Origin of the sequence: Desulfofundulus thermocisternus DSM 10259 (assembly GCF_000686645.1) — a bacterium.
Taxonomy (GTDB): domain Bacteria; phylum Bacillota; class Desulfotomaculia; order Desulfotomaculales; family Desulfovirgulaceae; genus Desulfofundulus; species Desulfofundulus australicus.
Window position 1 is genome coordinate 208,843 of record NZ_JMLG01000001.1, and the last position, 26,841, is coordinate 235,683.

General features: G+C 52.6%; 26 protein-coding genes and 2 riboswitches. Of the genes, 16 read left to right on the forward strand and 10 right to left on the reverse strand.

Translation table 11 applies throughout. From position 1 onward, the window contains the following. Positions 1 to 9 precede the first annotated feature (9 nt). The 5 genes from BR83_RS14670 (at position 10) to BR83_RS0101145 (ending at position 3,781) form a co-directional block, all read left to right on the forward strand. On the forward strand, positions 10 to 936 hold the full coding sequence (locus BR83_RS14670) for a L,D-transpeptidase family protein (RefSeq protein ID WP_051617714.1): 927 nt from the start codon (positions 10 to 12) through the stop codon (positions 934 to 936). A gap of 58 nt (positions 937 to 994) precedes the next feature. Next, entirely contained in the window at positions 995 to 1,822 is an 828-nt protein-coding gene (locus BR83_RS0101130) for a lipid II flippase Amj family protein (RefSeq protein WP_407637319.1), read from the forward strand. A 112-nt stretch (positions 1,823 to 1,934) separates the two neighbouring features. Next, positions 1,935 to 2,579, forward strand: coding sequence for a coenzyme F420-0:L-glutamate ligase (locus BR83_RS0101135; RefSeq protein ID WP_027355535.1), 645 nt, complete (start codon positions 1,935 to 1,937; stop codon positions 2,577 to 2,579). Positions 2,580 to 2,609: 30 nt separating this feature from the next. Next, positions 2,610 to 3,068 (forward strand): pyruvoyl-dependent arginine decarboxylase, encoded by a 459-nt coding sequence (locus tag BR83_RS0101140; protein ID WP_027355536.1) that lies wholly within the window; start codon positions 2,610 to 2,612, stop codon positions 3,066 to 3,068. A 140-nt stretch (positions 3,069 to 3,208) separates the two neighbouring features. After that, entirely contained in the window at positions 3,209 to 3,781 is a 573-nt protein-coding gene (locus tag BR83_RS0101145; protein ID WP_027355537.1) for a UbiX family flavin prenyltransferase, read from the forward strand. Between the two features lie 2 nt (positions 3,782 to 3,783). Here BR83_RS0101145 and mgtE read toward each other — a convergent pair whose 3' ends face one another. The 10 genes from mgtE to yqfC all read right to left on the reverse strand — a co-directional run bounded on the left by mgtE (position 3,784) and on the right by yqfC (position 13,835). Beyond that, the gene (gene mgtE / locus BR83_RS0101150; protein WP_027355538.1) at positions 3,784 to 5,136 is read right to left on the reverse strand and encodes a magnesium transporter; all 1,353 of its coding nucleotides are present in this window, start codon (positions 5,134 to 5,136) and stop codon (positions 3,784 to 3,786) included. Between the two features lie 143 nt (positions 5,137 to 5,279). Further along, positions 5,280 to 6,242, reverse strand: coding sequence for a magnesium transporter CorA family protein (locus BR83_RS0101155; RefSeq protein WP_027355539.1), 963 nt, complete (start codon positions 6,240 to 6,242; stop codon positions 5,280 to 5,282). A 411-nt stretch (positions 6,243 to 6,653) separates the two neighbouring features. Then, a complete protein-coding gene (era, locus tag BR83_RS0101165; RefSeq protein ID WP_034634183.1) occupies positions 6,654 to 7,559 on the reverse strand; it encodes a GTPase Era in 906 nt (301 codons plus the stop codon). A gap of 18 nt (positions 7,560 to 7,577) precedes the next feature. Beyond that, entirely contained in the window at positions 7,578 to 8,054 is a 477-nt protein-coding gene (gene cdd / locus BR83_RS0101170) for a cytidine deaminase (protein WP_027355541.1), read from the reverse strand. Further along, complete coding sequence (locus BR83_RS0101175) at positions 8,054 to 8,446, reverse strand: diacylglycerol kinase family protein (protein ID WP_027355542.1); 393 nt, start codon at positions 8,444 to 8,446, stop codon at positions 8,054 to 8,056. The genes cdd and BR83_RS0101175 overlap by 1 nt, the downstream gene beginning before the upstream one ends. A 54-nt stretch (positions 8,447 to 8,500) precedes the next feature. Next, positions 8,501 to 8,959 (reverse strand): rRNA maturation RNase YbeY, encoded by a 459-nt coding sequence (ybeY, locus tag BR83_RS0101180; RefSeq protein ID WP_027355543.1) that lies wholly within the window; start codon positions 8,957 to 8,959, stop codon positions 8,501 to 8,503. Beyond that, complete coding sequence (locus tag BR83_RS0101185) at positions 8,913 to 11,099, reverse strand: HD family phosphohydrolase (protein ID WP_027355544.1); 2,187 nt, start codon at positions 11,097 to 11,099, stop codon at positions 8,913 to 8,915. Before BR83_RS0101185 ends, ybeY begins: the two co-directional genes overlap by 47 nt. 24 nt (positions 11,100 to 11,123) lie before the next feature. After that, positions 11,124 to 12,080 carry a PhoH family protein gene (locus BR83_RS0101190; protein ID WP_027355545.1) on the reverse strand — a complete coding sequence of 319 codons (957 nt, stop codon included), beginning with the start codon at positions 12,078 to 12,080 and terminating at the stop codon, positions 11,124 to 11,126. Between the two features lie 60 nt (positions 12,081 to 12,140). After that, complete coding sequence (gene yqfD, locus BR83_RS0101195) at positions 12,141 to 13,430, reverse strand: sporulation protein YqfD (protein ID WP_027355546.1); 1,290 nt, start codon at positions 13,428 to 13,430, stop codon at positions 12,141 to 12,143. 135 nt (positions 13,431 to 13,565) lie between these two features. After that, positions 13,566 to 13,835, reverse strand: coding sequence for a sporulation protein YqfC (gene yqfC / locus BR83_RS0101200; RefSeq protein WP_027355547.1), 270 nt, complete (start codon positions 13,833 to 13,835; stop codon positions 13,566 to 13,568). A gap of 217 nt (positions 13,836 to 14,052) precedes the next feature. On the opposite strand from yqfC, the gene selD reads away from it, so the two are divergent. The 11 genes from selD (at position 14,053) to BR83_RS0101255 (ending at position 26,741) form a co-directional block, all read left to right on the forward strand. Next, on the forward strand, positions 14,053 to 15,093 hold the full coding sequence (gene selD / locus BR83_RS0101205; protein WP_084327022.1) for a selenide, water dikinase SelD: 1,041 nt from the start codon (positions 14,053 to 14,055) through the stop codon (positions 15,091 to 15,093). A gap of 19 nt (positions 15,094 to 15,112) precedes the next feature. Next, the gene (yedF, locus tag BR83_RS0101210) at positions 15,113 to 15,730 is read left to right on the forward strand and encodes a sulfurtransferase-like selenium metabolism protein YedF (protein WP_083543054.1); all 618 of its coding nucleotides are present in this window, start codon (positions 15,113 to 15,115) and stop codon (positions 15,728 to 15,730) included. A 189-nt stretch (positions 15,731 to 15,919) separates the two neighbouring features. Further along, positions 15,920 to 16,183: a metal-sensitive transcriptional regulator gene (locus BR83_RS0101215; RefSeq protein ID WP_322786299.1), complete on the forward strand. Its 264-nt coding sequence runs from the start codon at positions 15,920 to 15,922 to the stop codon at positions 16,181 to 16,183. Positions 16,184 to 16,498: 315 nt separating this feature from the next. Next, on the forward strand, positions 16,499 to 19,057 hold the full coding sequence (locus BR83_RS14675; protein ID WP_034634185.1) for a heavy metal translocating P-type ATPase: 2,559 nt from the start codon (positions 16,499 to 16,501) through the stop codon (positions 19,055 to 19,057). Between the two features lie 55 nt (positions 19,058 to 19,112). Then, entirely contained in the window at positions 19,113 to 19,316 is a 204-nt protein-coding gene (locus tag BR83_RS0101225) for a hypothetical protein (protein WP_027355551.1), read from the forward strand. A gap of 18 nt (positions 19,317 to 19,334) precedes the next feature. After that, the gene (locus BR83_RS0101230; protein ID WP_051617715.1) at positions 19,335 to 20,084 is read left to right on the forward strand and encodes a heparan-alpha-glucosaminide N-acetyltransferase; all 750 of its coding nucleotides are present in this window, start codon (positions 19,335 to 19,337) and stop codon (positions 20,082 to 20,084) included. Between the two features lie 84 nt (positions 20,085 to 20,168). Further along, a riboswitch (Fluoride riboswitch) is annotated at positions 20,169 to 20,230 on the forward strand. A gap of 60 nt (positions 20,231 to 20,290) precedes the next feature. Continuing rightward, positions 20,291 to 21,463, forward strand: coding sequence for a cation:proton antiporter (locus BR83_RS0101235; protein WP_027355553.1), 1,173 nt, complete (start codon positions 20,291 to 20,293; stop codon positions 21,461 to 21,463). 142 nt (positions 21,464 to 21,605) lie between these two features. After that, positions 21,606 to 22,037 (forward strand): universal stress protein, encoded by a 432-nt coding sequence (locus tag BR83_RS0101240; protein ID WP_027355554.1) that lies wholly within the window; start codon positions 21,606 to 21,608, stop codon positions 22,035 to 22,037. A 9-nt stretch (positions 22,038 to 22,046) separates the two neighbouring features. Further along, positions 22,047 to 22,108: riboswitch (Fluoride riboswitch) on the forward strand. 82 nt (positions 22,109 to 22,190) lie between these two features. Beyond that, positions 22,191 to 23,963 carry a dynamin family protein gene (locus tag BR83_RS14680; protein ID WP_034634187.1) on the forward strand — a complete coding sequence of 591 codons (1,773 nt, stop codon included), beginning with the start codon at positions 22,191 to 22,193 and terminating at the stop codon, positions 23,961 to 23,963. Between the two features lie 298 nt (positions 23,964 to 24,261). Continuing rightward, a complete protein-coding gene (locus BR83_RS0101250; protein WP_242839596.1) occupies positions 24,262 to 25,446 on the forward strand; it encodes an MFS transporter in 1,185 nt (394 codons plus the stop codon). Positions 25,447 to 25,604: 158 nt separating this feature from the next. Continuing rightward, complete coding sequence (locus BR83_RS0101255) at positions 25,605 to 26,741, forward strand: AAA family ATPase (protein WP_242839597.1); 1,137 nt, start codon at positions 25,605 to 25,607, stop codon at positions 26,739 to 26,741. Positions 26,742 to 26,841: the final 100 nt, after the last annotated feature.

A 26,841-nucleotide genomic window follows, 5' to 3' on the forward strand; every position in this document is an offset into this window, starting at 1 on the left:
TGATCTACCATGCGTCGTATCATCTACCTCTTCCTCCTTTTTCCCTTTGCCCTGTATACTTTTTTATCCTGGCAACCTGCACACGTTCTGGCATCGGGCAGGATACATAAATGCGATACCGATGAGCAACCCCATCTCACGGCCCCTTCTCACCGGGGGCAGGATATTGTCAACCTGCAGCAGTGCCTGTCTTCTCTAGGTTATTTTCAGGGGTCACCCAGCGGTCTTTACGACGAAACTACCCTCAAGGCCGTGGAACGTTTCCAGAAGGATCACGGCCTTTTAGCAACCGGCGTGGCCGACGTTGTTACCTGGCAGACCATCAGCCAGGCCATGCAGGCCAAACCCAACCAGGGAGTATCGCCTTCCCCCGGGCATGATCTTTTTATCCTGGTTGATACCCGTTCCCTGACCATGACCGTCTTCTCCCGGGAACAACCCGTCAGGCAATATCCGGTAGCCCTGGGTAAACCGGGCTCGGAAACTCCCCCGGGTCTCTGGAAAGTTGTGGATAAATCGGATGAGTACTTTCCCGGCATGGGCCCCCGCTGGATGGGGTTGAATATTCCCACAGGCACTTATGGCATCCACGGTACGGACAGCCCCTGGTCCATTGGAACCTTTGCCAGCGCCGGTTGTGTGCGGATGCACAACGCCCACGTGGTCGAACTCTACGATTGGGTTTCTGAGGGCACACCGGTACTTATCCTGGGTAATCCCTTTCTGCACCGGTATCCCGGACTATACCAGGGAAGTTGCGGCACGGCAGTACAGGAACTGCAGCATACCCTCAGGCGACTGGGTTATTACGACCTGAAACCTGACGGTATTTTTGGCCCACGGACAACCGAAGCCGTTATAAAGTTCCGGAAAAGGCACGGCCTGGAGGAAAAGCCTGTGGTTGACGATAAAATGTGGCGCTTACTGGGATTTTAGGAAAGGCAGGTGAAGCAAAATCGACCGCCTGTGGTTAATTGCCGTCTTAACGGCATTTATTCATTTAACTGATACGTTAGTATACGCCGTACGCCTTTCAGGTGTGACCACGCGCCGGCTGGCCACTGCTTTTTCTTTATTTCAGATCATTTCTCTTCTGGCCAGCACAGCCAATCTTATTCAGGCGCCGCTCCTGTCTTCGGTGGTAGAAAAAACCATCAATACCGGTCTGAAACATGCTTCCGGACCCCTGCTGGAATCCCCGTTATACCATCACCAGCTCACCCTGCTCGGCATGGAAATAAGAATGATTATATTTTCCGCTACCCTGGGTACGGTACTGGGGGTTCTGCTCACCCCGGCCTTTAATTATATTTTCACACGGGTAATTTTTCTCTTTGAGGAAGCGGGTTCCATTCCCCGCCTGATCATTATTCTCCTTTCCCCGCGCCTGCTGGTGAAAACCCTGCGCAAAAGACCCAGGTACCTGGGCACCCTCAGGGCATCGCTGCCGCAGCGCCCACAAAACATACCTCTGACCTTCTTTATGGCCCATACCATAGTTACCGGTATCTGGACCACAGGAGTTTTATCAGCGCTTTACGCCGGGGCGCTATTACCCGAATACCGTTCAACGGCCAGCCTCCTTTCAGGAGTGGTCAATGGTGTGGCCACCATTTTATCAGCCATGATTGTGGACCCGACAGCCGCCATGATTACCGACCAGGCCCTGCGGGGTATCAGAGACCAGCGGGACATCCGGCAAATGGTATATTATCTCTGCTTAACCAGGGTGCTGGGAACCATCCTGGCCCAGGTTTTCTTCCTTCCGGCTGCTCACCTGATTAAAGAAACGGCCATAATTATAGCTGCCCCGGACCGTTAAAAAATGGGATTATGGAGGACAGGCACATAATTAAGCTCCAGGTATAACCTGATAGTAGCTCCTGATCAGGCCCGGGCAAATACCAGGAGCACGGCGAGAGGTGGTGATGGGTATGCCCTGCTATACCGTCCCCATTCGCACCCATGTAATTACCGAGCAGGATGACATCGTTGAGCTGGCCAGGCGATATACCGAAGGGGTGGTGGAGCCGGGGGATATCATTGCCATTGCCGAGAGTGTGGTAGCCATTACCCAGAAAAGAGCCATCCTACCCGAGGAAGTACACCCGGGCTTGCTGGCCCGCTTTTTATGCCGCTTTCCCGGCAAGCACGGAAGCCTGGCCACTCCACCGGCCATGGAACTGGCCATCAGGGAAGCAGGCACCATTAGAATTCTCCTGGGCTGCGCAGCCGCGGTTCTGGGCCGGCTCATAGGCAGGCGTGGATTCTTTTACCTGGTAGCCGGCAGAGAACTGGCTTTTATTGACGATATCGCCGGTACCATGTGGCCCTACGAAAGACATATTATTCTCGGCCCATATAAACCGGAAAAAATTGCCTCTGCCATCAAGAAAGCCACCGGTGCCGACGCGGTCATCGCCGATGTTAACGATATAAAATGCGTGGATATACTGGCTGCAACCAGTTCCGCCAGCGCCAGAATAGCCCGGGAAGCCTTAATTAATAACCCTTTTGGCAACGACGACCAGCAAACACCCATAGTGGTTATCAAGATTAAAACAGGACACTCAGGGTAGCAGCCTGACCGTGGATAGGAGGGGAAGACCTTGCTGCCGACTCCAACTAAATTTACCCTGGTGGCAGGAGCCGGGGAAGGATACACGCCTTTAAACGCTTTCGACCGGGCGTTGCTGGAAGCCCGGGCCGGAAATGTAAACCTGATCCGGGTTAGCAGCATCCTGCCGCCCGGTGCTGAATACGTGGAAGAACCGGCTCTGCCGCCGGGAGCACTGGTTCCTGTGGCCTATGGTGCCACCACCTCCTCCACCCCCGGAGACATAATTGCCGCTGCCGTAGCCGTGGGCATACCCGCGGAAGGCTTTGGTGTGATTATGGAATATTCCGGACACACTTCCCGCCTGGAAGCGGAAAGGATCATCCGGCAAATGGTGGAGGAATCTTTTGCCATACGCGGATTGGAATTAAAAAAATACATGGTTAAATCCGTAGAACATCAGGTTATTAAAAATGGGGCTGTTTTTGCGGGAATACTGTTGTGGTATTAAAAGTTGAACTCCATTTAAAGCCGGGTTATAACAAAAACCGGCTTTTTATTTTGAGCGGAACGTCTCTATTGAACATTTGCCATGGTTAGAATAAAATAATGCCGGTAAAAGACCCGAGTTTTTAAAAGGATGATGGCAAAATGCGTATTGTTGTGGGGATAACCGGCGCTTCAGGAGCCATTTATGGTATAACCCTGCTGGAACAATTAAAGCTTCTGGGAATTGAGACCCATCTCATTTTGAGCCCATGGGCGGCAAAAACCATTGCCCTGGAAACCCGGTGGACGCCGGAAGAGGTCATGGCCCTGGCCAGCCACTCTTACACGGCCAGCGACCTGTCTGCTCCGTTAGCCAGCGGGTCTTTCCTGCACCGGGGTATGGTTATAGCCCCCTGCAGTATGAAAACCCTGGCCTCCATAGCGTGGGGTTATAGCGACAACCTGATTACCAGGGCCGCCGATGTAACCATAAAAGAAAAGCGCCCCCTGATCCTGTTGACCAGGGAAACGCCTTTAAATGCCATCCATCTGGAAAATATGCTCAAGCTGGCCCGCCTCGGAGTTTTCATAATGCCCCCGGTACCTTCCTTTTACCAGCACCCGCAAACCATAGAAGAGCTGATCCTGCAAACAACCGGCAGGGTGCTGGACCTGCTGGGCATTGAGAACAACCTGGTAAAGAGATGGGGAGAAACAGATAATCTCATTAGATAATCTCACCTGAGCAGGATAATGGTAGCCAGGGTAAAATATATGGACATGCTGCTCACATCCATCAGAGTGGTAATGAAGGGCCCCGAAGCCAGCGCTGGATCCACCCCCAGACGGTGGATAATTACCGGTACCAGGCTGCCCAGGATGGTGGATACACCAATGCTCAGGGCCAGCGCCCCGCCTACCACCAGTCCGAGGGAGGTGGAGTCCTGCCATATAAAGGCAAGGATTCCTACCACCAGACCGCAAACTGCCCCTACCCAGACCCCTACCTGGGCTTCCTTCCAGATTACCTTCAGGATCTGGCCGGGATCTACTTCCCCGGTTGCAATCCCCCTTACCACCACGGTAAGAGATTGAGTGGCCGCGTTGCCCGTTCCTCCAGCTATGGCGGTCATAAAAAAAGCCAGAGCCGTTATATGCCCCAGGGTTTCGGAAAAACCCTCGATTACATGACCGGCCACAAGCTCGCCCAGTAGTAAACCTACCAGCCACGGCAAACGGCGCAGCGCCCTCTTCAGGGGACTGGTGTCGGGGTCTTCACCTTCACTATCTATAGTAGCCGCCATACGCATCATGTCTTCCGTAGCTTCCCTTTCAACAACATCCAGTATATCATCTACAGTTACAATGCCAAGCAGTTCCCCCCCGTCGCTGACCACCGGTACGGCCAGGAGATCGTATTTTGCCACCAGGCGGGCTACCTCTTCCTGGTCGGTGCTTACATTTACGCTAATCACTTTGCGCCGCATAATGTCCTCGATGAGCATACCGGGGTCAGCCAGAATCAGTTCTCTTAAGGAAAGTACTCCCACCAGGTGATTCTCATTGTCCACCACATAGACATAATATATTGTTTCGGCCTCGGGCGCGTGTTCCCGCAGTACTTCGATGGCCTGCCCGGCAGTAATATTCTTCTGTACGGCCACGTATTCCGTAGTCATAATCCCGCCGGCAGTTTCCCTGCCGTAGGCCAGCAGGTCCTTGAGGTCCCGGGCCTCCTGCGCCTCCATCAGGCCCAGCAGCCTCTGCCTCAGGTCTCCGGGCAGGTCCCCCAGCAGGTCTGCAGCGTCGTCGGTAAACATGGCATTGAGAATATCGACTGTGCGCTGTAAACCCAGGCATTCCATGAGAGTGGGCAACTTTTCATGATCCAGTTCAAAAATCACCTGGGCAGCCCTGTCCGGGTCCAGCACCCGTAAAACCCTAATCTGCTGTCCCAGGCTGGCCTGCGGAAGCACTTCGGCAATATCCGCCGGATGGAAGTCCTGCAAACATTGACGCAGTTTGTCGGTTGAACTTTCTTCAAGGCAGGAAAGGATTGCCCGGCGCATTTCTTCCCGTTTTCGGGACATCAAGCCACCTCCTTATCTTTATGCTTATTATTCCAAGCAGTACTCCATGGGGATAACAAACGTATAAAAAAAGCCCTGCTTGGGAAAAGCCAGGGCTAAAATTTTAGAAGCAAAGTGACATCGCCACATCCAAGAAGAAATTTCTACAATATGTCCCTTTTCCTGAATACGAATAAGGTTATAATTGATAAAATAACCGATAAGAAAACTATACCCAAGAATGCACCCTCTGAATTCTGAAATGGCAGTTCCACATTCATCCCGTACAGGCTGAACAGCATGGTTGGAATCATTAAAATAATAGTTACTGAAGTTAAAAACTTCACGACCATATTCTGGTTATTGGAAATAATGGAGGCGAAGGCATCCATCGTACTGCTTAGAATGTCGGCATAAACCTCGCTCATTTCAATGGCCTGTTTATTTTCAGTGATTACATCTTCCAGCAAATCCTCATCTTCTTCATACATTTTTATAAGGCCCACATTTACCTCCAGAGATTCCGCATCTTTGGCCAGGTGGGATTTTAATAACTTTTCCATGACAATCCCATTTGCCCTTAAAGAAGTTGTAAAATAAACCAGGCTTTTCTCCAGGCTAAATAATTTAATTAGCTCTTTATTTTGTGTTGAACTGTGTAACTTCTGCTGGATTTCCTCACTTCTCTTATCTATCTGCCTTAAGTAACGCAAATAGTGAATGGCCGTCTTGTAAAAAATTTGTAGCAAAAAACGCGTCTTTTTAAAAGTATAGAAACCTTTAATGCGACAAGAGGAAAATTCACTTATGATAGCCAGGTCTTCCAGACAGATGGTAATAATATTGTTTTCCGTAATTATGATTCCCAGGGGAATGGTATCGTAAGTATTATCCCTGATTATAGGTACCCTGATGATTATCAGAACACAACCTTCTTCAACTTCGATGCGCGAACTCTCCTCTTCATCAAGGGGATATTCTAAAAAATTGACCGGCAGGGCCAGCCGGTGAACAACCTCTTCTATTTCTTCCCTGGTAGGGTTAACCAGATTAACCCAGCTCCCTTTTTCGCCCAGTTCTTTGCTTTCAACCAGGACTTCACCCACGCTTTTATATATTTTGAGCATCTTCCCACCCCTTCCCTTGAGCTGTCCATACCCACTTGAAGCTACCAGCTGAAAACTTCCCGGTACTATCTTTTACGCTCACCCAGGGGGGGCCAAGTATATATCCTGTGTTTTTACCCGGCCTGTCCCGGATAGCAGAAAACGCTCACCGCATGTGGCCAGGTAAAATTCAAGCCACCTCTCCCTCCATGCAGGGATAACATATCCTCCCCGGAACAGGTACCGGAGCCAGCCCCCACCCGCTCATGCCTGAACCTTTGCCTGCCTGGGTCGCCGTCCACAGTACCACCTCCGGGAATTAAGCAAAAATGAAAAGGGCCTTCACTTGCGTGAGAAAGCCCGAAAAACCTTAAAGCTGGCTTTCCAGCCAACACTACTTTATCAGAACCTTTCCTGCACTGTCAAGAAAAATTAATCCCTGTTTGAGTAGCCAAAATTCTTCAGGTACAGGTCCTGATTACGCCAGTCTTCCTTAACTTTGACCCACAGGTCCAGGTATATTTTTGATCCCAGGAGAAGCTCCATTTCTTCCCTGGCCAGCCGTCCTATTTCTTTGAGCATCCGCCCACCCTTGCCGATTAAAATAGCCTTATGTGACTCTTTTTCGGTATAAATGACCGCCCGCACGTAGACCAGTTGCTCCGAACGCGGTTCCACCTCTTCCACCACCACGGCCACCCCGTGGGGCACCTCCTGGCTGGTTAGATGCAAAACCTTTTCCCGGATCAATTCGGCCATAATAAATTGCTCCGGCCTGTCCGTAATCATATCATCGGGATAATACTTGGGACCATAGGGTAAATATGAAACCACCAGATCCATCAGGCGCTCCAGGTTTTCCGGTTTGAGAGCGGAAACGGGGACAATCTCGGCAAAATTGTATTTTTGTCTAAAAACGTCGATCAGGGGCAGCAATTCCGCCTTGTTGTCCAGCAAATCTATTTTATTAATGACCAGAATTACCGGAGTGGTTACCTCGCGGAGCTGGTTAATTATGTACTCGTCCCCCGGTCCGGGCAACCGGGGTTCAACCAGGAAAAGTATCACATCCACCTCTTTTAAAGTCCCCAGAGCCACCTCCACCATATATTCACCGAGCTTATGTTTTGGTTTATGAATTCCCGGTGTATCCAGGAATATAATCTGGGCGTCATCACGGTTGATGATGGAGTGGATCTTGTGACGGGTGGTCTGGGGCTTATCGGACATAATGGCTACTTTCCGCCCCACCAGCTGATTCAACAGGGTGGACTTCCCCACATTGGGGCGACCAATAATGGCAACAAAGCCAGACTTAAATTTCTCCTGTTCCACCATCTTCCTCCTTTCATCGTCTTACCTGTCCACCGGTTCTGCAACACGCACCGGGCCGGAACCCGGGCTGCCTTCAATTCCCATGTCCTGCTTTTTCAGCGTAAAGCCCAGGGGCAATAATTCGGACAGGTCCTTAACTATATATTCACCATGGCGGTTGCACATATAAACCTTTATCTCCCTTCCGAATTCAGCCAGCACCTGCCGGCAGGCACCGCAGGGGGTGCAGTAATCATCACTATCGGCTATTACCGCCAGGGCGGCAAATTGTCTTTCCCCGTTGCTTACTGCTTTATATATGGCTACCCGTTCAGCACATACAGTTAAACTGTAAGAAGCGTTTTCAATGTTGCACCCGGAATACAACCTTCCTTCCCTTGTCAGTATTGCTGCCCCCACCCGGAAGCCGGAATAGGGAGCGTACGCCCGTTCCCGGGAAGCCCGGGCCGTATTTATAAGCTTCTCCACCGGAAACTGCATAACCGGCAGATCAATCATCAATCATCACCCCCCAGGCTTTGCAGCAGGCGAATAAAGACCAGCAGGTAAGGGTAAAACACCACCAGCCCCACAATCAGCGAATTCAAAGCAGCCAGAAGCACCGCCCCGGCAGCAACATCCTTGGCTATTTTGGCCAGGGGATGATACCTGCCGGTACAGAGATCTACCACCCTTTCCAGGGCCGTATTAAACATCTCAGCCATCATCACCAGGGTTATGGCCAGGAGAACCAGAAGAAAATCCCGCTCCTCTATCCTGAGCCACAGGGCTGCAACCACCACCACCAGAGCTGCAAGGAGGTGGAAACGCATGTTTGGCTGCGTGCGCAGGGCATAAGCCAGACCGGCCAGGGCATAACCGAAACTTTTTCTGAAACTGCCCTTAACCATTAAAAGGTCACATCCCTTTACCATCAGTTTTACACAACCCCTCGGAGGATTTTATTACCTGCCCAAACCCATCCTGGCCATTATGGTCTCCTCTTTTTCCCGCATGGCCCGCCGCTGCTCTTCCGTCTGGTGATCATAACCAAGAAGATGCAGGACACCGTGGACTACCAGAAAAGCCACTTCACGCTCAAAGCTGTGTCCGTATTCTTCACTCTGACGACGGGCCATTTCCAGGGAGATGACCACATCTCCCAGCAGGATCTCTTCCCCCGCTGCGGGCATGGGCTCCCCTTCCTGCAGGGCAAAGGACAGAACATCTGTCGGCCTGTCCACCCCACGGTATTCACGGTTCAGGCGGTGGATGTAGTCGTCATCAACAAAAACCAGGCTTACTTCTGCATCCGGGTGGCCCCCCGCCAGAGAAAGGGCCTCCCCGGCTGCCCTTGTCACCAGATCAACAAGCTGATCATCCACCGGCACTTTTTCTTGCAAGTTGTTTACGAGAACCGGCACCTTTATTTCTTCTCCTTTCCATTTCCTTGTTCAATTCGGGATATTCTATGCGGCTGTGGAATATACCACCCAGAACCTGTAAAAAAGCCTCCACAATCTTGTCCAGATCCTTAAAAGTAAGGTCACATTCATCCAGCTGGCCGTCCATGAGCTTATCCTTAACTATTTTACGCACCATTCCCTCAATGCGGCCGGGAGTACGATTTTGCAGTGAACGAACCGCTGCTTCCACTGAATCGGCCAGCATAACAATGGCCGCCTCTTTTGTCTGAGGTTTGGGCCCATCATAACGGTATTCATCCTCATCAACGTTTTCCAGATGCCCGTTTTCCAGGGCCTTATGATAAAAGTAGGAACAGAGCCCGCTTCCGTGATGCTGTTCGATGATATCTATAATTGCCTGGGGCAACCTGTACTCCCGGGCCATTTCCACCCCATCTTTAACGTGGGAGGTTAAAATCAGGGTGCTCAGTGAAGGGGCTATTTTATCGTGCGGATTTTCACCGTTCAACTGGTTTTCAATAAAAAAGTACGGCCGCTTGATCTTGCCTATATCATGATAATAGGCACCTACCCTGGCCAGGAGGGTTTCCCCTCCCACTGCCCCGGCAGCAGCTTCTGCCAGGTTGGCCACGATAATACTGTGATGGTAGGTCCCCGGCGCTTCCGTCAGCAGGCGGCGTAGCAGGGGATGGCCGGGATCAGACAACTCAAGGAGATGAATTGCCGAGGTAATCCCAAAAGCACTCTCCAGGTAAGGGAGGGCACCTATGGTCAATATGGAAGACAGGATACCATTAATCAAACCAAAACCTATTCCGGAAGTGATCAGGAGCCCCCAGGGCGTATTACCCAGAAGGCCCATAATTAAGATAACAACAATATTGGCAATACTGGTATAGACTCCGGCCCGCACCAGATCGCCCCGTTGTTTGAGTTTGCTGACGCTGTAAACCCCAACGAAGCCGCCAACCAGGGCCACCACGCCAAAATGAACCTGCCCATCGATCATCAGGGTCACCAGGAAACTCATTATGGCCACCACCAGCATGGCCAGGCGCGCATCAAGCAAGATGGCAATAAGCATCCCGGCGGCAGCAATAGGGGTCATATATCCCACGAGATTGCCCAGTTCCGGCCAGTAAGGAATACTGATGGCGGTAATAGCCTTGCCCACGGCCAGCACCACTACAATAACAATACCCAGCAGGTACAGATGACCGGCATGTTCATAAATTTCGCGGTTCTGCTGGTAAAGATAGAGCAGTACCACCACCATCAGCAGGGCTACCAGCAGGGCACTGCCCAGCAATATACGCCAGGGAACCCCGGTCTGGGTGAGGCCCAGAGCCTCCAGCTTGGCCAGATGTTCCCTGGTAACCACATCACCCGGCCGGATGATAATCTCGTCTTTCCTGATGGTTACCATCTGAGGCGGTACCGTGGCCATGGCCGCTTCTTTTAGAAGACGGGTTTTTTCCGCGTTGAAGAAGCTATTCGGGCGCAGGTAATAGCGGATTAAGCCCTGGGCCAGTTCCCGGTAGGGTTTGCTCAAGCCCCAGCGGGTCACCAGCCCGGCCAGGTTTGTTTTAACGCCCTCTATTTCATCAGGTGTGATACCATCCTCGCTATCCAGGGCCTGGGCCACCAGGGCGTTCACACTCCGCTCCACCTGATCCAGATTCGAGGGAGCACTTCTGGCTAGAGCCACCAGGGTCTCCTGCGATAATGGGAAAGGCAGGACCTCCCGCAGGCGGTTGACCCGCTCTTCTTCACTGGAACTGGAATCATTCTGGATCTGGCGAATTTCTTGAATTACAATGGAAATATCGCGCTGGACTGCTGCACTTATCATCGGGTCCCGGTCGTACTGATCGCGTACAGCAGCTGCTGCCTGGCGGCGCATTTGTTCAGTTTTAACCTTGTCTTCAAAAACAATACTGCGGGGGGCCTTAATCTCTACCGGAGAAACCTGCCCTTCCCGCAAATTAACTCTCTGGGGAACAAACTCAATGGAAATAAGAATAGTAATGAGTAAAAAAAAGATGACTGCAGCTGCACTCCGGCGCACTTTGCGCTGCCCCATAAGAGGAGCCAGGCGCCTGATAAATTGTTTTCCTAACCTGGTCAGAGGGAGCATTAAATTCACCCCTGCCTCACCGTCCTACGACCCTTCCTCATATGCCCTGATGATTTCCTGAACCAGCGGATGCCGGACTATATCCTCCCCTGTCAGGTAACAAAAGGCAATACCCTTGACATGGGCCAGAACCTTCTGGGCATGAACCAGGCCCGATGTCTGGCCCCGGGGCAGATCGATCTGGGTAACGTCCCCGGTAATTACAGCCCGGGAACCAAAACCCAAACGGGTCAAAAACATCTTCATCTGCTGATCCGTGGTATTTTGTGCCTCATCAAGAATAATAAAGGCATCATCCAGCGTTCTCCCCCGCATATAGGCCAGGGGTGCAATTTCAATAACATGCCTTTCAAGATATTTTTGTGTATTTTCCACGCCCAGTATGTCATAAAGACTGTCGTAAAGAGGGCGCAGGTATGGGTCCACCTTTTCCTGAAGATCTCCCGGTAAAAACCCCAGTTTTTCACCGGCTTCTACAGCCGGCCTGGTCAGTATTAACCTGCTGACTTCCTTATTGCGCAGGGCACGAATGGCCATTACCACAGCCAGATAGGTTTTACCGGTTCCAGCGGGGCCGATGGCAAAAACAATATCGTGCTTGCGCATCGCCTCAATGTACTGCTTCTGCCCCAGTGTCTTGGGCTTAATCTGTTTTCCCCGGGAGGTAACCAGGGTTACTTCGTGGGCCAGGTTGGAAAGGGCTTCCTGCATGCCTGCCCTTACAGCCTTTATGGCATAATTAATTTCATGCAGCGTTAACCGGTTACCTGCCCGGTAAAAATCCTGTAATTGATTGAAAACCTCTCTGGCCTGGGCGACCTGTTCGGGAGGACCGATAATAACCACTTCCTCACCCCGGGTCACTACCCTTATGCCCAGGGAGCGTTCCATTAAAGCCAGATGCTCATCATGACGCCCGAAAATCTCGGCTGCCGTGGCAATGTTATCCAGAATTACCCTGGCTTCCGTATGCTCGCGCAAATTAATCCTCCAACTCCTTTTAAAATAAGTTATACTGGATAAAGCTGTTTGAACACAAATTCAGGGCTGTGAAAGTGGTGCCGGAACTTCAATCCCCGGTTCTTCCTCCGGAACAAAGTTTTTAACCGTACCGATTTCCTCAAGGCTTTCCACGAAAGCTTTCACCCGTACTAGATTTTCCGGGCTTTTTACTGCCAGCTCATCCAGCTGTTTATGCACAACCCTGGCTCCTTGTGGCAACTGTTCCTGTACTGCCTGCAGGGCTCTTTCTCCGGCCAGGCGCCGGGCTTCTGCCCGGTCCCTGACCAGCCGGTAGCTTTCCACTTCACGATATTTGCTGATAACAAGTTCGACAGGCAGGTAAAGATTCCTCCAAGAGGGAAGCTTTTTCACATCGGTCTGCTCCCGGTAACGGGAAAAGGGTATCCTGGCAGGACCAGCTAAAATTATTTCCCTGTCTTTTATTTTCATGCAAACCCTGGTAACGTTCCGTCCAGTTAAACGTTCTCCCTTTTCCACCAGTGGAACTTCGCCATAACCCTCGTACCATACCCGGGCCCTCACGATACCGGCAGCATGAACGTAAACGGGCTGGGGTGGAGCCGGTTGATTTTCCCGGCTTTCTGAACCAGCCTGTTGTTCCTGCTCAGCGGTCGCAGGTAACAGAACACCGGAAATTAATATTTGGCCAGGAATTACGGTGTCCCCCTCTTTTACCACCGCTCGACCATTAAAAACCAGGATTTCTTTAATGATGCCCTCCTTAACAGCTACAATATGAGCGGGGGATTGATCTTTCTCCCCGGGAATGTTTTTTTCAACTATTTCAATGGTTACCTTTGTCCCCCTGAGATATACACCGGCCCAGGAAATAGCAGGTAATTTTTCCTTTAAGGCTTTTTCCACAGCAGAACAGTTCAGGTGCCATTTAAGCATTCCCCGGTTCAACCCGGCTGCTGAAGCCACGGACAGGATTTCCCTGCTGGAAACCCTGTTGTTACCGGTAATTTCAATGGTCCAGACAAAGGAGCTTAATAAATACAGCCCCAGCACAAACAGTATGGCACCACAGGCCAGGGCCTTGCGCCGGGCCAGGCGCATCCAGAGAAAAGGCAAGCCTACCCGCCGGGTGATATGAAAGCGGCAGCGGGTGCGCCGCGCTATATGCCTTAAAGGCCGTACGGCATTCAAGCGCACATTGGCCCTCATGGTTTGCTCACCGGACCGGGCAATATCCCAGAGGAAAAAACCCCGGGCGGCAGCCATGTTGATAAATTTTTCCGGCGCCTCTCCGCGAATGGTTAGGGTCAGATAACCAATAATAAAATTCATCAATCGAAAGAGAAACATAACCTGTCCTCCTTATCCTCATGCAACTGTTACGCCAAACCGCCGCGGCACGGTACCGCGTTTTCCAAACGACAACTAACTGCTGGAAACGGCACCGGCAAAATGAGGGAAAACCAGCGGCGCTCTGTCCTGTTCCTATTTAAACGTAACGTTCTTGATCATCCCTTCCACGCAAATCTCATCGGGCAGAATATTGCGCAGGATTAAATTCTCCCCGGTAATTTCCAGCTCACCCTCTTCAATACCAATGCGCACGATCTGGGGGGTGTATTCCAGAATGCCCCGGTGATTCTCAATGAAGGCCTGCAAATTTCCCATGAGCACAACACGGGGAAGGTTCAGCATTACGTCATTGGGGATCTCCAGGAGTTCCGATAACTTTTTTTTCCATTCCCGCCAGGTCATATTTCCAACCCCTCCCTGCCAAAATATATGCGTTCTCTGCGGACAAGATACCAGAGGTTTTAAGTTCCAGCAGCAGGCTGCAGCTTATAAGGATATTCTTTTTATCTTACGATTTCTATAAAATATTCTTATTGCACAAATAAAAGGAACCCATCCTATACGGGGCGAAAAACTGGTATGCTAACAGGGGAAACTGTAAATTTAGAGGTGAGCAATAATGTCTGAAAAAATTCGCTTGACCACCCTGGCCAAAGCCGCCGGGTGAGCGGCCAAGGTGGGACCGGCCACCCTGTCGCAGGTACTGCGGCAGATGCCACGCCTCGAAGACCCCCGCCTGCTGGTGGGCCTGGAAAAGGCCGACGACGCGGCGGTTTACCAGCTCTCCGAAGATATGGCTATCATTGAAACGGTGGACTTTTTTACCCCGGTGGTGGATGATCCCTACCTTTTTGGCCAGGTAGCCGCGGCCAACGCCCTGAGCGACATTTATGCCATGGGCGGGCGACCCCTTTTAGCTCTGAATATTGCCTGTTTCCCCACCTGCCTGCCTCCGGAGATCCTGGCTGAGATTCTCAAAGGGGGGGCGGATAAGGTAAAGGAAGCCGGAGCCATCATCGCCGGAGGACACACGGTCCAGGACGAGGAACCCAAGTACGGGCTGGCCGTCACCGGTTTGGTGCATCCCCAGAAGGTATTGACCAATGCCGGCGCCATGCCTCAGGATGTGCTCATCCTGACCAAACCGCTGGGTACGGGTATCATTGCCACGGCCGTAAAAGCGGAGCTTGCTCCCCCTGAAGCGCAGGAAGCCGCCCTGGCCAGCATGGTTGCCTTAAACAGGGAGGCAGCCTCGGCCATGCTTTCCGTGGGGGTCCATGCCTGTACCGACATCACGGGGTTCGGGTTGCTGGGGCATGCCGCGGAAATGGCCGCAGCCAGCGGGGTGAGCATAATTTTTGAGTATGACCGGCTGCCCCTTCTGCCCCAAACAGTGGAACTGGCCTCCATGGGGCTGATTCCCGGCGGGGCCTATCACAACCGGGATCACCTTGGTGAAGCGGTTACATTTGCCAAAAGCCTCACCCCCGCCCAGCAGATGGTCGTGTTTGATCCCCAAACCTCCGGGGGCCTGCTCATTGCCGCCCCGCCGGAGCGGGCGGACCGCCTCCTGCAAGAGCTCCACGCCAGAGGGGTAACGGCAGCCCGGGCCATCGGCCGGGTGGTGGAAAGGCAGAGCTGGCTAATCCGGGTGGAATAATAAACAAGAGGTGAATGTTATGGTGAAAAAAGAAGTGGACTGCCGGGGGCTGGCCTGCCCCCAGCCCGTGCTCAACACCAGGAAGGCGCTGGAGGAAATCACTGCCGGCCAGGTAATAGTAACTGTGGATAACGCGGTGGCCCGGGAAAACGTAACCATGTTTGCCAGCAACGCCGGCTATCCCGTACAGGTTGCCGAAAAAGAAGGTAACTTTGTGATCACCATAACCAAAGGGGAAGCGCCGGAAAAAGCCCCGGACAACGCCGCAAAACCTGTAGCACAAAGTACCGGGGAAGCCCGCCCCCTGATCTATTTCTTCACTTCCAACCTGCTGGGTCAGGGTGCTCCCGAACTGGGGATGACGCTGATGAAGAGCTTATGCACCACCCTGGCCGAAACCGATCCGCCCCCGGACAAGCTCATCTTTTTAAATACGGGGGTATTCCTGACCTGCACCAACTCCCCGGTCCTGCAATATCTCCAAAAGATGGCCGAAAGGGGCACGGACATCATCTCCTGCGGCACCTGCCTGGAGTACTACCGGATAAAAGACAGCCTCCAGGTGGGCAGGATAAGCAACATGTACGAGATTAACGAAGCCCTGCGCGGTCCCGGAAAGGTGATCACCGTACCGTAAGCAGTCGTTATACAGCAATAATTGCCATATGGTTAGCATTAAGGTAAAAATTTTTGCGTAGATGTAGATACCTGTGCCAGATCCGGGCAAGCATTAAAAACCCTTCTTGACACCAGCACTCGCCTCCTGATATATTTTTTATAGGATACCCCAGTAGGGTAGGATAGTGAGTGATCTGGTTTGTCCTATGTGGAAAGAAACAAGGAAGACCTCTTAAACCGCCTCAGAAAAATCGAGGGGCAGATCCGCGGTATTCAAAAAATGATCGAAGAAGACCGCTACTGTGTGGATATCCTCCTGCAGATCAGCGCCACCCGGGCGGCACTGCAAAAGGTAGCTCTATCCCTTTTGCGGAGTCATACCCGGGGCTGTGTGGCCCGGGCCATCCGCGAGGACCGGGGTGACGAGGCCATCGAAGAGCTCATGCAGGTGCTGGATCAATTTACCAGATAGCTATCAGGAAAGGAGGCTAACCCGCGTGCTGAGAAAGCGTTACCTGCTGCGTCCCGTAGCTCATTGTAAAGGCGGCTGCTGAATACAGTCCCGGGCAAGACGGTAAACTGCCCGTTTGAAAGCCTGCAGGCAAAAAACTGCGGGCTTTTTATTATTTAAAAATAAAAGCGGCGGACATTCTAAACCTTAAAGACAAAAATATATATTGACTTTCCTTAGGGGACGGGATTAAGATTTAAAATAAAGCTATACCCTACAGGGGTATGGTAAAGAAAAAATGGTCGAAACTGCCGATGCCGGCAAGGAGGCAAGATCATGGCACAAGTCAGTATCCCCGTAGAAGGCATGAGCTGTGCCGCCTGCGCGGCCCGGGTGGAACGGGCTTTAAAGAATACGCCCGGGGTAACGGGCGCTGCGGTCAACCTGGTCACCGGCAAGGCCGGTGTGGAATACGACCCGGGAAAGGTATCCGTGGAACAGCTGGTTAAGACCATCCGGGAACTGGGCTACCAGGTGCCCGCAGAAGAAGTATATCTTTCCGTAAGGGGTATGAGCTGCGCGGCCTGCGTGGCCCGGGTGGAACGGGCGGTTTCCGGGCTGCCCGGGGTTGCGGACGTGGCCGTCAGCCTTCCCGCAGAAACCGCCCGGATAACCTACTACCCTGGAGCGGTAACACCCGGCCGGATTAAAGAGGTAATTGCCGAACTGGGCTACGAGGTGGCGGAGAAGACCACGGGCCGGGAAGCCCTGGACCGGGAGAAACGGGCCCGCCAGCAGGAAATACGCCGCCAGGCGCGGAACATGTGGATTGCCTGGCCCCTGTCCCTTTTAATCATGCTGGGGATGTTCCGGGACGTATGGATTCTCCCCCGCTTCGTGCCTGAATTCATGGGAAACACCTTCTTTTTATGGGCTCTGGCCACCCCGGTGGTGTTCATCGCCGGCGGGCAGTTTTTCGTGCACAGTTTTAACGGTTTAAAAAAGGGCTCCACCGATATGAACCTCCTCTATGCCACGGGAATAGGAGCAGCTTACCTCATTGCCACCATAAACACCTTCTGGCCCGGGGCCGGTTTTGGAGGCAGGGGGGCTACCTTTTTTGAGTCGGCTGCCATGTTAACCGCTTTTATAGTTCTGGGCCGCTACCTGGAAGCCCTCACCCGGGGCCGCGTTTCCGAAGCCATCCGGAAGCTGCTCAACCTGCAGCCCAGAACCGCCCGGGTAATCCGGGAAGGCCGGGAAATGGAAATTGCCGCCCTTGATGTGGTGCCCGGCGACGTGGTGGTGGTGCGTCCCGGGGAAAGCATTCCCGTGGACGGAAGGGTAATTGAAGGGCATTCGGCGGTGGACGAGTCCATGATCACCGGGGAAAGCATTCCTGTGGAGAAAAAACCGGGCGATGAGGTAATCGGAGCCACCATCAACAAAACCGGAACCTTTAAATTTGAGGCCACCAGGGTGGGGCGGGACACGGCCCTGGCCCGGATCATCCGCCTGGTGGAAGACGCCCAGGCCACTAAAGCACCGGTGCAAAGGCTGGCCGATCTGGTGGCCGGACACTTCATTGCCGGAGTTCATGTGCTGGCGCTGGTCGTATTTCTCTTCTGGTTTTTCTACGGCTATCATGCCTATTTCCGGCCGGACAGCCATTTCCTCCTTTCACCATACAGCCTGGCTGAAGTGGGGGTTTTCGGCTTTGCCCTGCTCTTGAGCGTGACCACCCTGGTAATATCCTGCCCCTGCGCCCTGGGCCTAGCCACTCCCAGCGCCATGATGGCCGGGACGGGGAAGGGAGCGGAAAACGGCATCCTCTTTAAAGGAGCCGATGCCGTGGAAGCCACCGCTGCCCTGCAGGCGGTACTCTTTGATAAAACGGGCACCATTACCCGGGGCGAACCTTCCCTCACTGATGTCATCCCTGTTCCCGGCTTTACGCGGGAAGAGCTGCTCGGCCTGGCCGCCGCGGCAGAAAAGAATTCCGAGCACCCCCTGGGTGAAGCCATTGTCCGGGGAGCGGAAAGGGCCGGCATAACCGTTGAAGAAGCGGAGGAATTCGAGGCCATACCCGGCCACGGCATCAGGGCCCGCTACCGGAACTGCACGATATTGCTGGGCAACCGCCGGTTGATGGAAAGGGAAGGGGTTTCCATTGAAGCCCTGCTGCCCTCCGTGCAATCACTGGAGCAGGATGGCAAAACCGCCATGTTCCTGGCGGTGGACGGGCAGGCGGCCGGAATAATCGCTGTGGCCGATACGATTAAAGAGCACGTGCCCCAGGCCATAGCCCGGCTGAAAAAAATGGGCCTGCAGGTGTTCATGATTACGGGGGACAACCGCCGCACCGCCGAAGCCATCGCCCGCCAGGCAGGTATTGAAAAAGTGCTGGCGGAAGTGCTGCCCCAGGACAAAGCGGAAGAAGTGCGCAGGCTGCAGGCCCGCGGCCTGAAGGTTGCCATGGTGGGGGACGGCATCAACGATGCCCCGGCCCTGGCGGCTGCCGACGTGGGCATGGCCATTGGAACCGGTACAGATATTGCAAAAGAAACAGGTGATGTAATCCTGATCAAATCAGACCTGCGGGACGTGGTCTCGGCCATTGAGATAGCCCGGGCGACAATGCGCAAGGTGCGGCAAAACCTGGTCTGGGCCTTTGTCTACAACAGCCTGGGCATTCCCATAGCTGCCGGCCTTCTCTACCCATCTACCGGGCTGATTGTAAGCCCGGAGCTGGCCGCCTTTTTCATGGCCATGAGCTCAGTCTCGGTAACCCTGAACACCCTGCTCCTAAAACGTTTTGTCCCCTCCATGAAGAGGGGACAACGGGAGCCCCGGGGGGAGGCGGCACAACCATTACCCGGCCCGGCGCTGCGGTAACGGCAAAACATGGGGGTTTAACACTTGAACCGGAACCGGAAAGGAGATGAAGATAATGAATAATTCCACCCGCGTAAGCGCCTGGATCTACACGGGCATCTCCCTGGCCGCCGCCTTTCTCTTCCTTCTGGCCACCTATGCCACGGGGATTTCCTACCCGGCCGTAGCCCGTATCGGGGGCGCCGTATGGGTTTTTATCCTGAGCATGATTATCACCATGCCCGTGGTCATTTCACATGTGAACAAAAGGCACGCTTAAACGGGAGGTATTTTTAACATGCCCGCCACCGGCGCCGGTCCCGTTACTCTTAAGATTAAAGAAAAAACCACTTCGAATCGCATCTGGGAAATCGACCTCTTCCGGGGAGTGGCCATCCTGCTAATGGTAACCTTCCATTTTCTTTACGACCTGGCGGAATTTTTCCACCTCCCCCTGGACTACCAGCAGGGGCTGATCTACTATACCGGAAAAGGAGCGGCCATCCTCTTCATCCTCATTGCCGGAATAAGCTCTTTGTTCACTGCCAGTAACCTGCGGCGGGGGGTAAAAATCTTCCTCTGGGGCTTCGTCATTTACCTCGTGGTCGAAACAGTACTCCCCGGGAGCAACATTATTTTCGGCATCCTGCAGTTCCTGGGAACATGCATCCTTCTGGCCCCCCTTTTCAGGGGACTGCCTTCACCGTTCCTGGCTGTCCTGGGCGCCACCATCCTGCTGACCGGACGCTATACCGGCACCCTTACCCTGTCCCACAACTGGCTGGTCTGGCTGGGTTTAAAACCGGAGAACTTCTTTTCCCTGGACTACTACCCCCTTTGCCCCTGGCTGGGAGTGTTCCTGTGGGGCATGTCCCTGGGAAAGACGTTTTACTCCTCCAGGCAAAGCCTTTTTCCCCACTCTCTCCTGCCCTTTCATCCGCTGGGCCGGTCACTGCAACTCCTGGGCCGGCACTCGCTGACCATCTACCTGGTACACCAGCCGGTGATTTTATCACTTCTGTACCTGTTTTTCCTGGCTGTAAAATAGCAGAGTGATCCTGTGTCCGTATTATCAAGTAGTTTCTTATTGACACCTTCTGGCTGAACATGCTAATATAATTTCGTCAGACACAACACACCGGGCGATGGAGCTCGCCTTTAAGCGCCCTTCGGGCTAATAGCTCCTACCAGAGTCCAGTGGGATTCCGGTAGGAGCTTTTTTAATGCACTTTTCGAGAAAAGGAGGTATTTTCTTTGAACACGTGGCTTGAGGCGGCCACCTGGGTCGGGCTGGCTCTGGCCGCCGGGTTGATTTCTGTACGCACCGGCATATCGGTGGCCATGGTGGAAATCATGGTGGGGGTAATTGGCGGCAATTACCTGGGACTGGAGGTAAATACCTGGGTTAACTTCCTGGCGGGATTGGGTGCAATTGTCCTTACCTTTCTGGCCGGAGCCGAAGTGGATCCGGCGGTGCTGAAAAGCAAGTTCAAGGAAAGCGTTTCCCTGGGTGTGGTAGGCTTTCTTTTTCCCTTCCTGGGGGCTTTTGCCTATGCCTACTACGTGGCCGGGTGGGACCTGCAGGCGGCGCAGATTGCCGGCATCGCCCTTTCCACCACTTCCGTGGCCATAGTGTACGCGGTCATGGTGGAAACGCGCCTGAACGAAACGGAACTGGGGCAAATCATCCTGGCCGCCTGTTTCATTAACGACCTGGGCACGGTGCTGGCCCTGGGTATACTCTTTGCCAACTATGACTACTGGATGCTCATCTTTATTGCGGCCACCGCGATTGTGCTGTTCTTAATGCCCAAAATCACACCCGCCTTTCAGGAGAGGTTCGGCCGCCAGGTAAGCCAGATTGAGGTAAAATACGTGCTTTTTGCCCTGCTGTTGCTGGGCGGGCTGGCCGGCAAGGCCAACAGCGAAGCCGTCTTGCCGGCCTACCTGCTGGGCCTGGCCCTGGCGGGTTTCTTTCAGAGGGAAAAAGAACTTTTGCAGCGCATGCGGGCCGCTGCCTTTGCCTTCCTCACCCCATTCTACTTCCTGAAAGCAGGTCTGTATGTTTCCCTGCCCGCCGTCGTAGGTTCCTTTGGGTTAATCTTGATCCTGCTGATGGTAAAAATGGTAAGCAAATTTGTTGGAATATGGCCCCTGACCAGGCTGTTCCGTTATAAGCACCGGGAAGGCATGTACACCACATTGCTCATGTGTACCGGCCTGACCTTTGGCACCATCTCGGCACTTTTCGGGTTAAGCCATCACTACATCGACCAGCAGCAGTACACCATACTGGTAACGGTAGTGATAGCCAGCGGGGTGATTCCCACCATTATCGCCCAGGCTTTCTTCCGGCCCCGGGTGGAGGCGGCCGAAGCCGGCGATGTAGTTTCCATCTCCAAACGTCGCCCGGTACCGGAGGAATGATAACTGATTTCAGGTACCCCCTGGAATATCTAATCTGAAATTCGCCGCTGAAAAAGCCGATGATCCCGGAAAAACTATAAACTATAAAAGATTGAGCAAGCAACCGGCTTGAGGGCGGCAGATTAAGAAAGGGTGAAAGGTCATGTATAGCAAAGTGCTGGTGGCCTATGACGGTTCTCCTTACTCCAACAGGGCCCTGTCTGCAGGAATCGAGCTGACCCGTTGTTGCGGTTGCGAGCTACACGCGGTTGCCGTGGTAAACCTGCCGGACTATGCGGGCACCGTAGCAGAAGTAGACGACATGGTGACCAGGGCACGGGAATTTTACGAAAAGAAGCTGGGAGATGCAGTTTCCCGAGCGGCCGGTAAAAACGTAAAGCTGACCACGCACCTGATCTTCGGCCACGTGGGGGAAACCATCGTCCGTTTTGCCAGGGAGAACAACTTTGATCTGATCGTAGTGGGGACCCACGGCTGGAGCGCCATTCAAAAGCTGGTCATGGGCAGTGTCTCTTCCTACGTAATCCGTCACGCAGCGTGTGATGTGCTGGTGGCAAAAGGCAGGGAAGACTAATCCAGGAATCTGCTCCATGGCGATGGAGCTCGCCTGGAATGCCCGGAAAGGCTGATGGCTCCTACCAAAATCCAGTAAGGTGATGGTAGGAGTTTTTGTTCATTTTCCGGCATACTGCTCCCTTAAACACGGAAGCAAAGAGGTGATTGGTTGATGCTGGAACATTTTCGTGAGCAAAAAACACTGCTCACCAATGCAGTCGAACAATTGATCACTCTGGCTGAGGCCGGGGGAAACCGCTTTGCGGTGGACCTGCTCACCGAAAGCTTGGCCCGGGTTGCCTCAGAGACATTCACCCTGGTGGTGATGGGTGAGTTTAAGCGGGGCAAGTCGACCCTGATCAATGCCCTTGTGGGAACGCGCATCCTGCCTACCGCCATCGTACCTCTTACAGCGATCCCCACCTTTATACGCCATGGCCCGGAACCGCAGGCAACGGTCGTGTTCCTGGACGGACGAAGCGTAAAAGTACCCGTTGGAGCTATCGTGCAGTACGTAACGGAAAAAGAAAACCCCCGTAACATTAAAAAAGTGCGCGAAGTGGAGGTTATCTATCCCGCCCCTTTCCTGGCTGAAGGAATTATCCTGGTGGATACTCCCGGGGTGGGTTCGGCCTACACCCATAATACCGAAGCAGCTTACGGCTACCTGCCCCGGGCCGACGCGGCACTCTTTGTTATTTCGGTAGATGCACCGCTGGGCAAGGGAGAACTGGATTACCTGCGCGACGTCCGGCACCACGTGCATAAGCTCATATTTGTGCTCAACAAAATTGACATTGTCAGTCCGCATGACCTGGCGGAAGCTTTGGACTTCACCCGCAGGATGCTGCAGGAACAACTTCAGACTCAGGATATATTACTGGTCCCGCTTTCAGCCCGCCTGGCCCTGGAAGGAAAGGAGCAGAATGATGCAGAACGGCTGAAAACAAGCCGGATGACGGAACTGGAGAACCTGATAAACGATCTGATCAGGCGCCAGAAGGGAGCGCTCATTATTTCAGCCACGGCCTCGCGGGCGCTGCGCATCCTGAACGAACTGGAGCTGGGCCTGGAGCTCTGGCGCCGCGGTATGGAAGATTCCCTGGAAGAGCTGGAGAGGAAGATTGCCGCCTTTGAAGCGGAACTGGCCCATCTGGAGCAGGAACGGGAAGACAGCATCTACTTGCTTTACCGGGAGGTGGATAAGCTGGCTGACCGCGTGGCGGAAGATATGGAAACCTTTAAACGCCGTGTATTCCCCCAGCTGGCCGGGCAACTGGAGGAATTCATCGAAGATAATTACCCCGGGCATTCGGTGAAAGAAACTGCCGGCCTGGCCCAGGATTACATCAAGAAGATCATCCTGGGCGTGCTGGAAGAACAAAGGGAACGCGAAAAAGAAATAATGCAGCAGGAATTCGCCCGGGTGGCCCGGCGTTTCTTCAAGCGCATCGAAGATATAGTAGACCGCTTAATGGCTGCCTCGGCAGAAATTTTCCAGGTAGAAGTCCATAAAACGGCTTATAAAGACTATATTCTGGGCGACCGTTATTTCTACTTCCACTTTTACGAACACCCCACCTTTATTCCCGCTTTTGAAGAATTGACCGTAGCATCTCTTTTACCAAAGGCATTGCTTAAAAAACACATCCTCACCAAAACCCGTGCCAGTTTGGCGGAGCTTTTGAACCGCAACTGCGGTAGAGTGCGGGCCGACCTGGTGGAGAGTTTAAAGGAAAAAGTACGCCAGGTGGCAGGTGAGCTGAGGTTACGCTCGGACGCCGTTGCCTTCAGCCTTAAAAACGCTTTGCAAAAAGCCCTTGAGGAAAAGAAAGCCAGTGTCGCCGAACAAGAAAAATCCCGTGCCAAATGCGAAGAGGAAAAACAAAAGCTCTCTATTTTAAGACAAAATCTAGAAGGCCTTTTGAAACTGGAAAATGATTGAAGAAGGCCCGGTTAGGAACGCGGGAGATCACCGGCTGTTTCCGGCCCGATTGCCGGGCAATGGCTTCGGGGCCTTACTTCTTGCTGGCGTGTTGATTCTGGAAACCCTTTCTCACGCTAAGCGCCGCGGCGCACGGAACAGGGCAGAGTTAGCTATTAGCGGTAACCTGGTATCGATAAGCTTCACCTTTCCACCTGAATGTATAAAGTGGTTGATTTAATTTTTCCCCGCCTGGATACCATTCAAGTTACAGATGGCTGTACCTACTGGAAGAGCAAACAGGAAAGGAGGACCTCTGATGGAACCTCATGGAGAAAAGAAAATGAATCACACCACCCGGAGAGCATTTAAATTTATCATCCTGCTGGGAATCGTTAGCCTCTTTTCAGACATGACCTATGAAGGTGCCCGCAGCATTACCGGTCCTTTCCTGGCAGTGCTGGGAGCTACCGGGACAATCGTTGGTTTCGTTGCCGGATTGGGAGAACTGCTGGGTTACGGTGTGCGGCTGTTTTCCGGTTATATAAGCGATCGTACGGGGAAATACTGGCCGATTACAATTCTGGGGTATTTTTTAAACCTCCTGGCGGTTCCTTTTCTGGCCCTGGCAGGCAACTGGCCAGTGGCAGCAGGTTTAATGATTACAGAAAGAGTGGGGAAGGCCATCCGCACTCCCGCCCGTGATGCCATGCTTTCTTACGCCACTTCGGAAGTTGGGAGAGGACGGGGATTTGGCCTTCACGAAGCTCTGGATCAAATTGGCGCCATTACCGGTCCTTTAATTGTAGCCCTGGTGTTATACTTTTTAAAAGGCAATTATAAAGCAGGATTTGCCGTTTTACTGGTGCCGGCTTCCGTAGCGCTAATAATCCTCATCGCTGCCAGGATTTTATATCCGGTCCCCCGAGAGCTGGAAGCAGCTCCAATCATGGTGGAAGGGAAAGGTTTGCCGTCAAAATTCTGGCTCTACCTGGCAGCCGTCGCCCTCATAGCGGCCGGCTATGTTGATTATCCTTTAATTGCCTTCCACCTGGGTAAGACTTCTCTGATTTCGCCCGCATGGCTTCCAGTACTTTATGCCATAGCAATGGCAGCCGATGCCCTGGCAGCTTTAATTTTTGGATACTTGTTTGACCGTACCGGAATCAATATTCTGGTCATAGCTGTACTGGTTTCATCCTCATTTGCACCCTTAGTGTTTTTGGGGGACTTTATAACAGTTGTAACAGGGATGGTAATCTGGGGCATTGGTATGGGAGCACAGGAATCGGTTTTAAGGGCAGCCATTGCCGGTATGATCCCCCCCGATAAGCGCGGGACTGCCTACGGGGTGTTCAATACCGGGTACGGCCTGTTCTGGTTCCTGGGCAGCGCCCTGATGGGGATTTTGTATGACCTGTCGGTAGGGTATGTGGTGGCATTTTCGGTAATAGTCCAGTTGCTGGCAGTGCCAATGATGCTTTGGGTGGCGAAACGCAACTAATATCACCCCGGTTTGAGAGTTACAGTTAATTTACGTATCGACATTCACGCTTCTTCGTTAAGTTTTTGCCGGGTTGACGGCCCGGCAGGCCGGCAATTTGACATATTACCTTACATGTAATATAATATTACACAGAAAGTAATATCTGTAATAGAGGTGTGCAACTTTTGCCCGGCAAATTATTTCCCGTCGGTGGTCCTGTTTCAGAAAAAGACATCGTGGACAGAGAGGATTTTATCACTTCCCTTCAAATCAGGCTGGGTGACGGACAGAGTGTGATGCTGGCCGGCCCCCGCAGAATAGGAAAAACTTCTATTGCTTACGAAGTTTTGAGACGATTGAAAGAGCAGGGTTTTTACACAGCTTCTGTAGACTTTTTCCGCCTTTCAAACAAACGAGAATTCGCTGTTTCTCTGATCAACGCCTGCCTGGAAAACAGAACGGGAATCCGCAAAACGCTGGATGTCCTGAAAGATCGTGCCAAAGCTATCGCCGGTATGGCGAAGTTGACGATTAAGCTTGAAGACCTGGAATTCGGTTTTGGTTTCCTCCACGGCGAGCCAGATGAAAACGCACTGCTGGATTACGCGCTGGATTTGCCGGAAATTCTTGCAACCCGCGATGGAAGAAATATGGTGGTCCTGTTTGACGAGTTCCAGGACGCTTCCCGCGTGGTCAGCCAGGAAGAAATCTATAAAAAAATGCGGTCACATTTCCAAAATCATAAGAACGTATCTTATCTTTTTCTTGGTTCCAAAGAAGGTATAATGAAAGCCCTGTTCAGCAACCGGAAAGAAGCCTTCTACCGCTTCGCCGTGATCCTTCCCATCCCTTCTATTCCCGAAGATTCATGGGTAACATATATTACCCGAAAATTTGCCGAACAAAATATTGAAGTGGATAGTGAAATTACCAGGGGAATTTTGCAAAAAACCGGCGGCCACCCCCAGGACACCATGCTCGTTTGTTCGGAAATTTACTACGCTCTCCTTGAAGCAGGAAAAAATACCGTAACTCCAAAGTTTGTTCAGCTGGGATATGACCGGGCTTTATTGATCCTGGCCCAAATTTACGACGAAATATTGGATGAGCTCAGCCAAAAATCTCATGTCCGCGAGGTGTTGAAGCGTATTGCCGCGGGAAACAGGGTGTATAGCCGGAAAGCCAATCCCAACGAAATCAAAAGAGCCCTGGATTACCTGATGGCCAAAGCAATCATCGAAAAAGACGGGCGCGGATCATATAAATTTGTTGAGCCCATGTTTCAGGAATACATCCTGGGCGAACACCGGTAGAAAACCAGACCCCGTGCAATCACCGATTGCACCGCCGGTTTACATCAACGGCCGGCGGGGTTTCTGGTCAGGCATTCTTTACCCGTATTAACAGGCAAGC

Excerpts from the sequence above, each read along its gene's own strand:
- yqfC (WP_027355547.1), bottom strand. The coding sequence starts at position 13,835 with ATGACCTGGCGGGAATGGAAAAAAAAGTTATCGGAACTCCTGGAGATC.
- BR83_RS0101145 (WP_027355537.1), top strand. The coding sequence starts at position 3,209 with ATGCGTATTGTTGTGGGGATAACCGGCGCTTCAGGAGCCATTTATGGT.
- BR83_RS0101225 (WP_027355551.1), top strand. The coding sequence starts at position 19,113 with ATGAATAATTCCACCCGCGTAAGCGCCTGGATCTACACGGGCATCTCC.
- BR83_RS0101135 (WP_027355535.1), top strand. The coding sequence starts at position 1,935 with ATGCCCTGCTATACCGTCCCCATTCGCACCCATGTAATTACCGAGCAG.
- BR83_RS14680 (WP_034634187.1), top strand. The coding sequence starts at position 22,191 with ATGCTGGAACATTTTCGTGAGCAAAAAACACTGCTCACCAATGCAGTC.
- BR83_RS0101250 (WP_242839596.1), top strand. The coding sequence starts at position 24,262 with ATGGAACCTCATGGAGAAAAGAAAATGAATCACACCACCCGGAGAGCA.
- yqfD (WP_027355546.1), bottom strand. The coding sequence starts at position 13,430 with ATGTTTCTCTTTCGATTGATGAATTTTATTATTGGTTATCTGACCCTA.
- BR83_RS0101175 (WP_027355542.1), bottom strand. The coding sequence starts at position 8,446 with ATGGTTAAGGGCAGTTTCAGAAAAAGTTTCGGTTATGCCCTGGCCGGT.
- yedF (WP_083543054.1), top strand. The coding sequence starts at position 15,113 with ATGGTGAAAAAAGAAGTGGACTGCCGGGGGCTGGCCTGCCCCCAGCCC.
- BR83_RS0101230 (WP_051617715.1), top strand. The coding sequence starts at position 19,335 with ATGCCCGCCACCGGCGCCGGTCCCGTTACTCTTAAGATTAAAGAAAAA.
- era (WP_034634183.1), bottom strand. The coding sequence starts at position 7,559 with ATGGTGGAACAGGAGAAATTTAAGTCTGGCTTTGTTGCCATTATTGGT.
- BR83_RS0101155 (WP_027355539.1), bottom strand. The coding sequence starts at position 6,242 with ATGCTCAAAATATATAAAAGCGTGGGTGAAGTCCTGGTTGAAAGCAAA.
- BR83_RS14670 (WP_051617714.1), top strand. The coding sequence starts at position 10 with ATGCGTCGTATCATCTACCTCTTCCTCCTTTTTCCCTTTGCCCTGTAT.
- cdd (WP_027355541.1), bottom strand. The coding sequence starts at position 8,054 with ATGATTGATCTGCCGGTTATGCAGTTTCCGGTGGAGAAGCTTATAAAT.
- mgtE (WP_027355538.1), bottom strand. The coding sequence starts at position 5,136 with ATGTCCCGAAAACGGGAAGAAATGCGCCGGGCAATCCTTTCCTGCCTT.
- BR83_RS0101185 (WP_027355544.1), bottom strand. The coding sequence starts at position 11,099 with ATGCTCCCTCTGACCAGGTTAGGAAAACAATTTATCAGGCGCCTGGCT.
- BR83_RS14675 (WP_034634185.1), top strand. The coding sequence starts at position 16,499 with ATGGCACAAGTCAGTATCCCCGTAGAAGGCATGAGCTGTGCCGCCTGC.
- BR83_RS0101240 (WP_027355554.1), top strand. The coding sequence starts at position 21,606 with ATGTATAGCAAAGTGCTGGTGGCCTATGACGGTTCTCCTTACTCCAAC.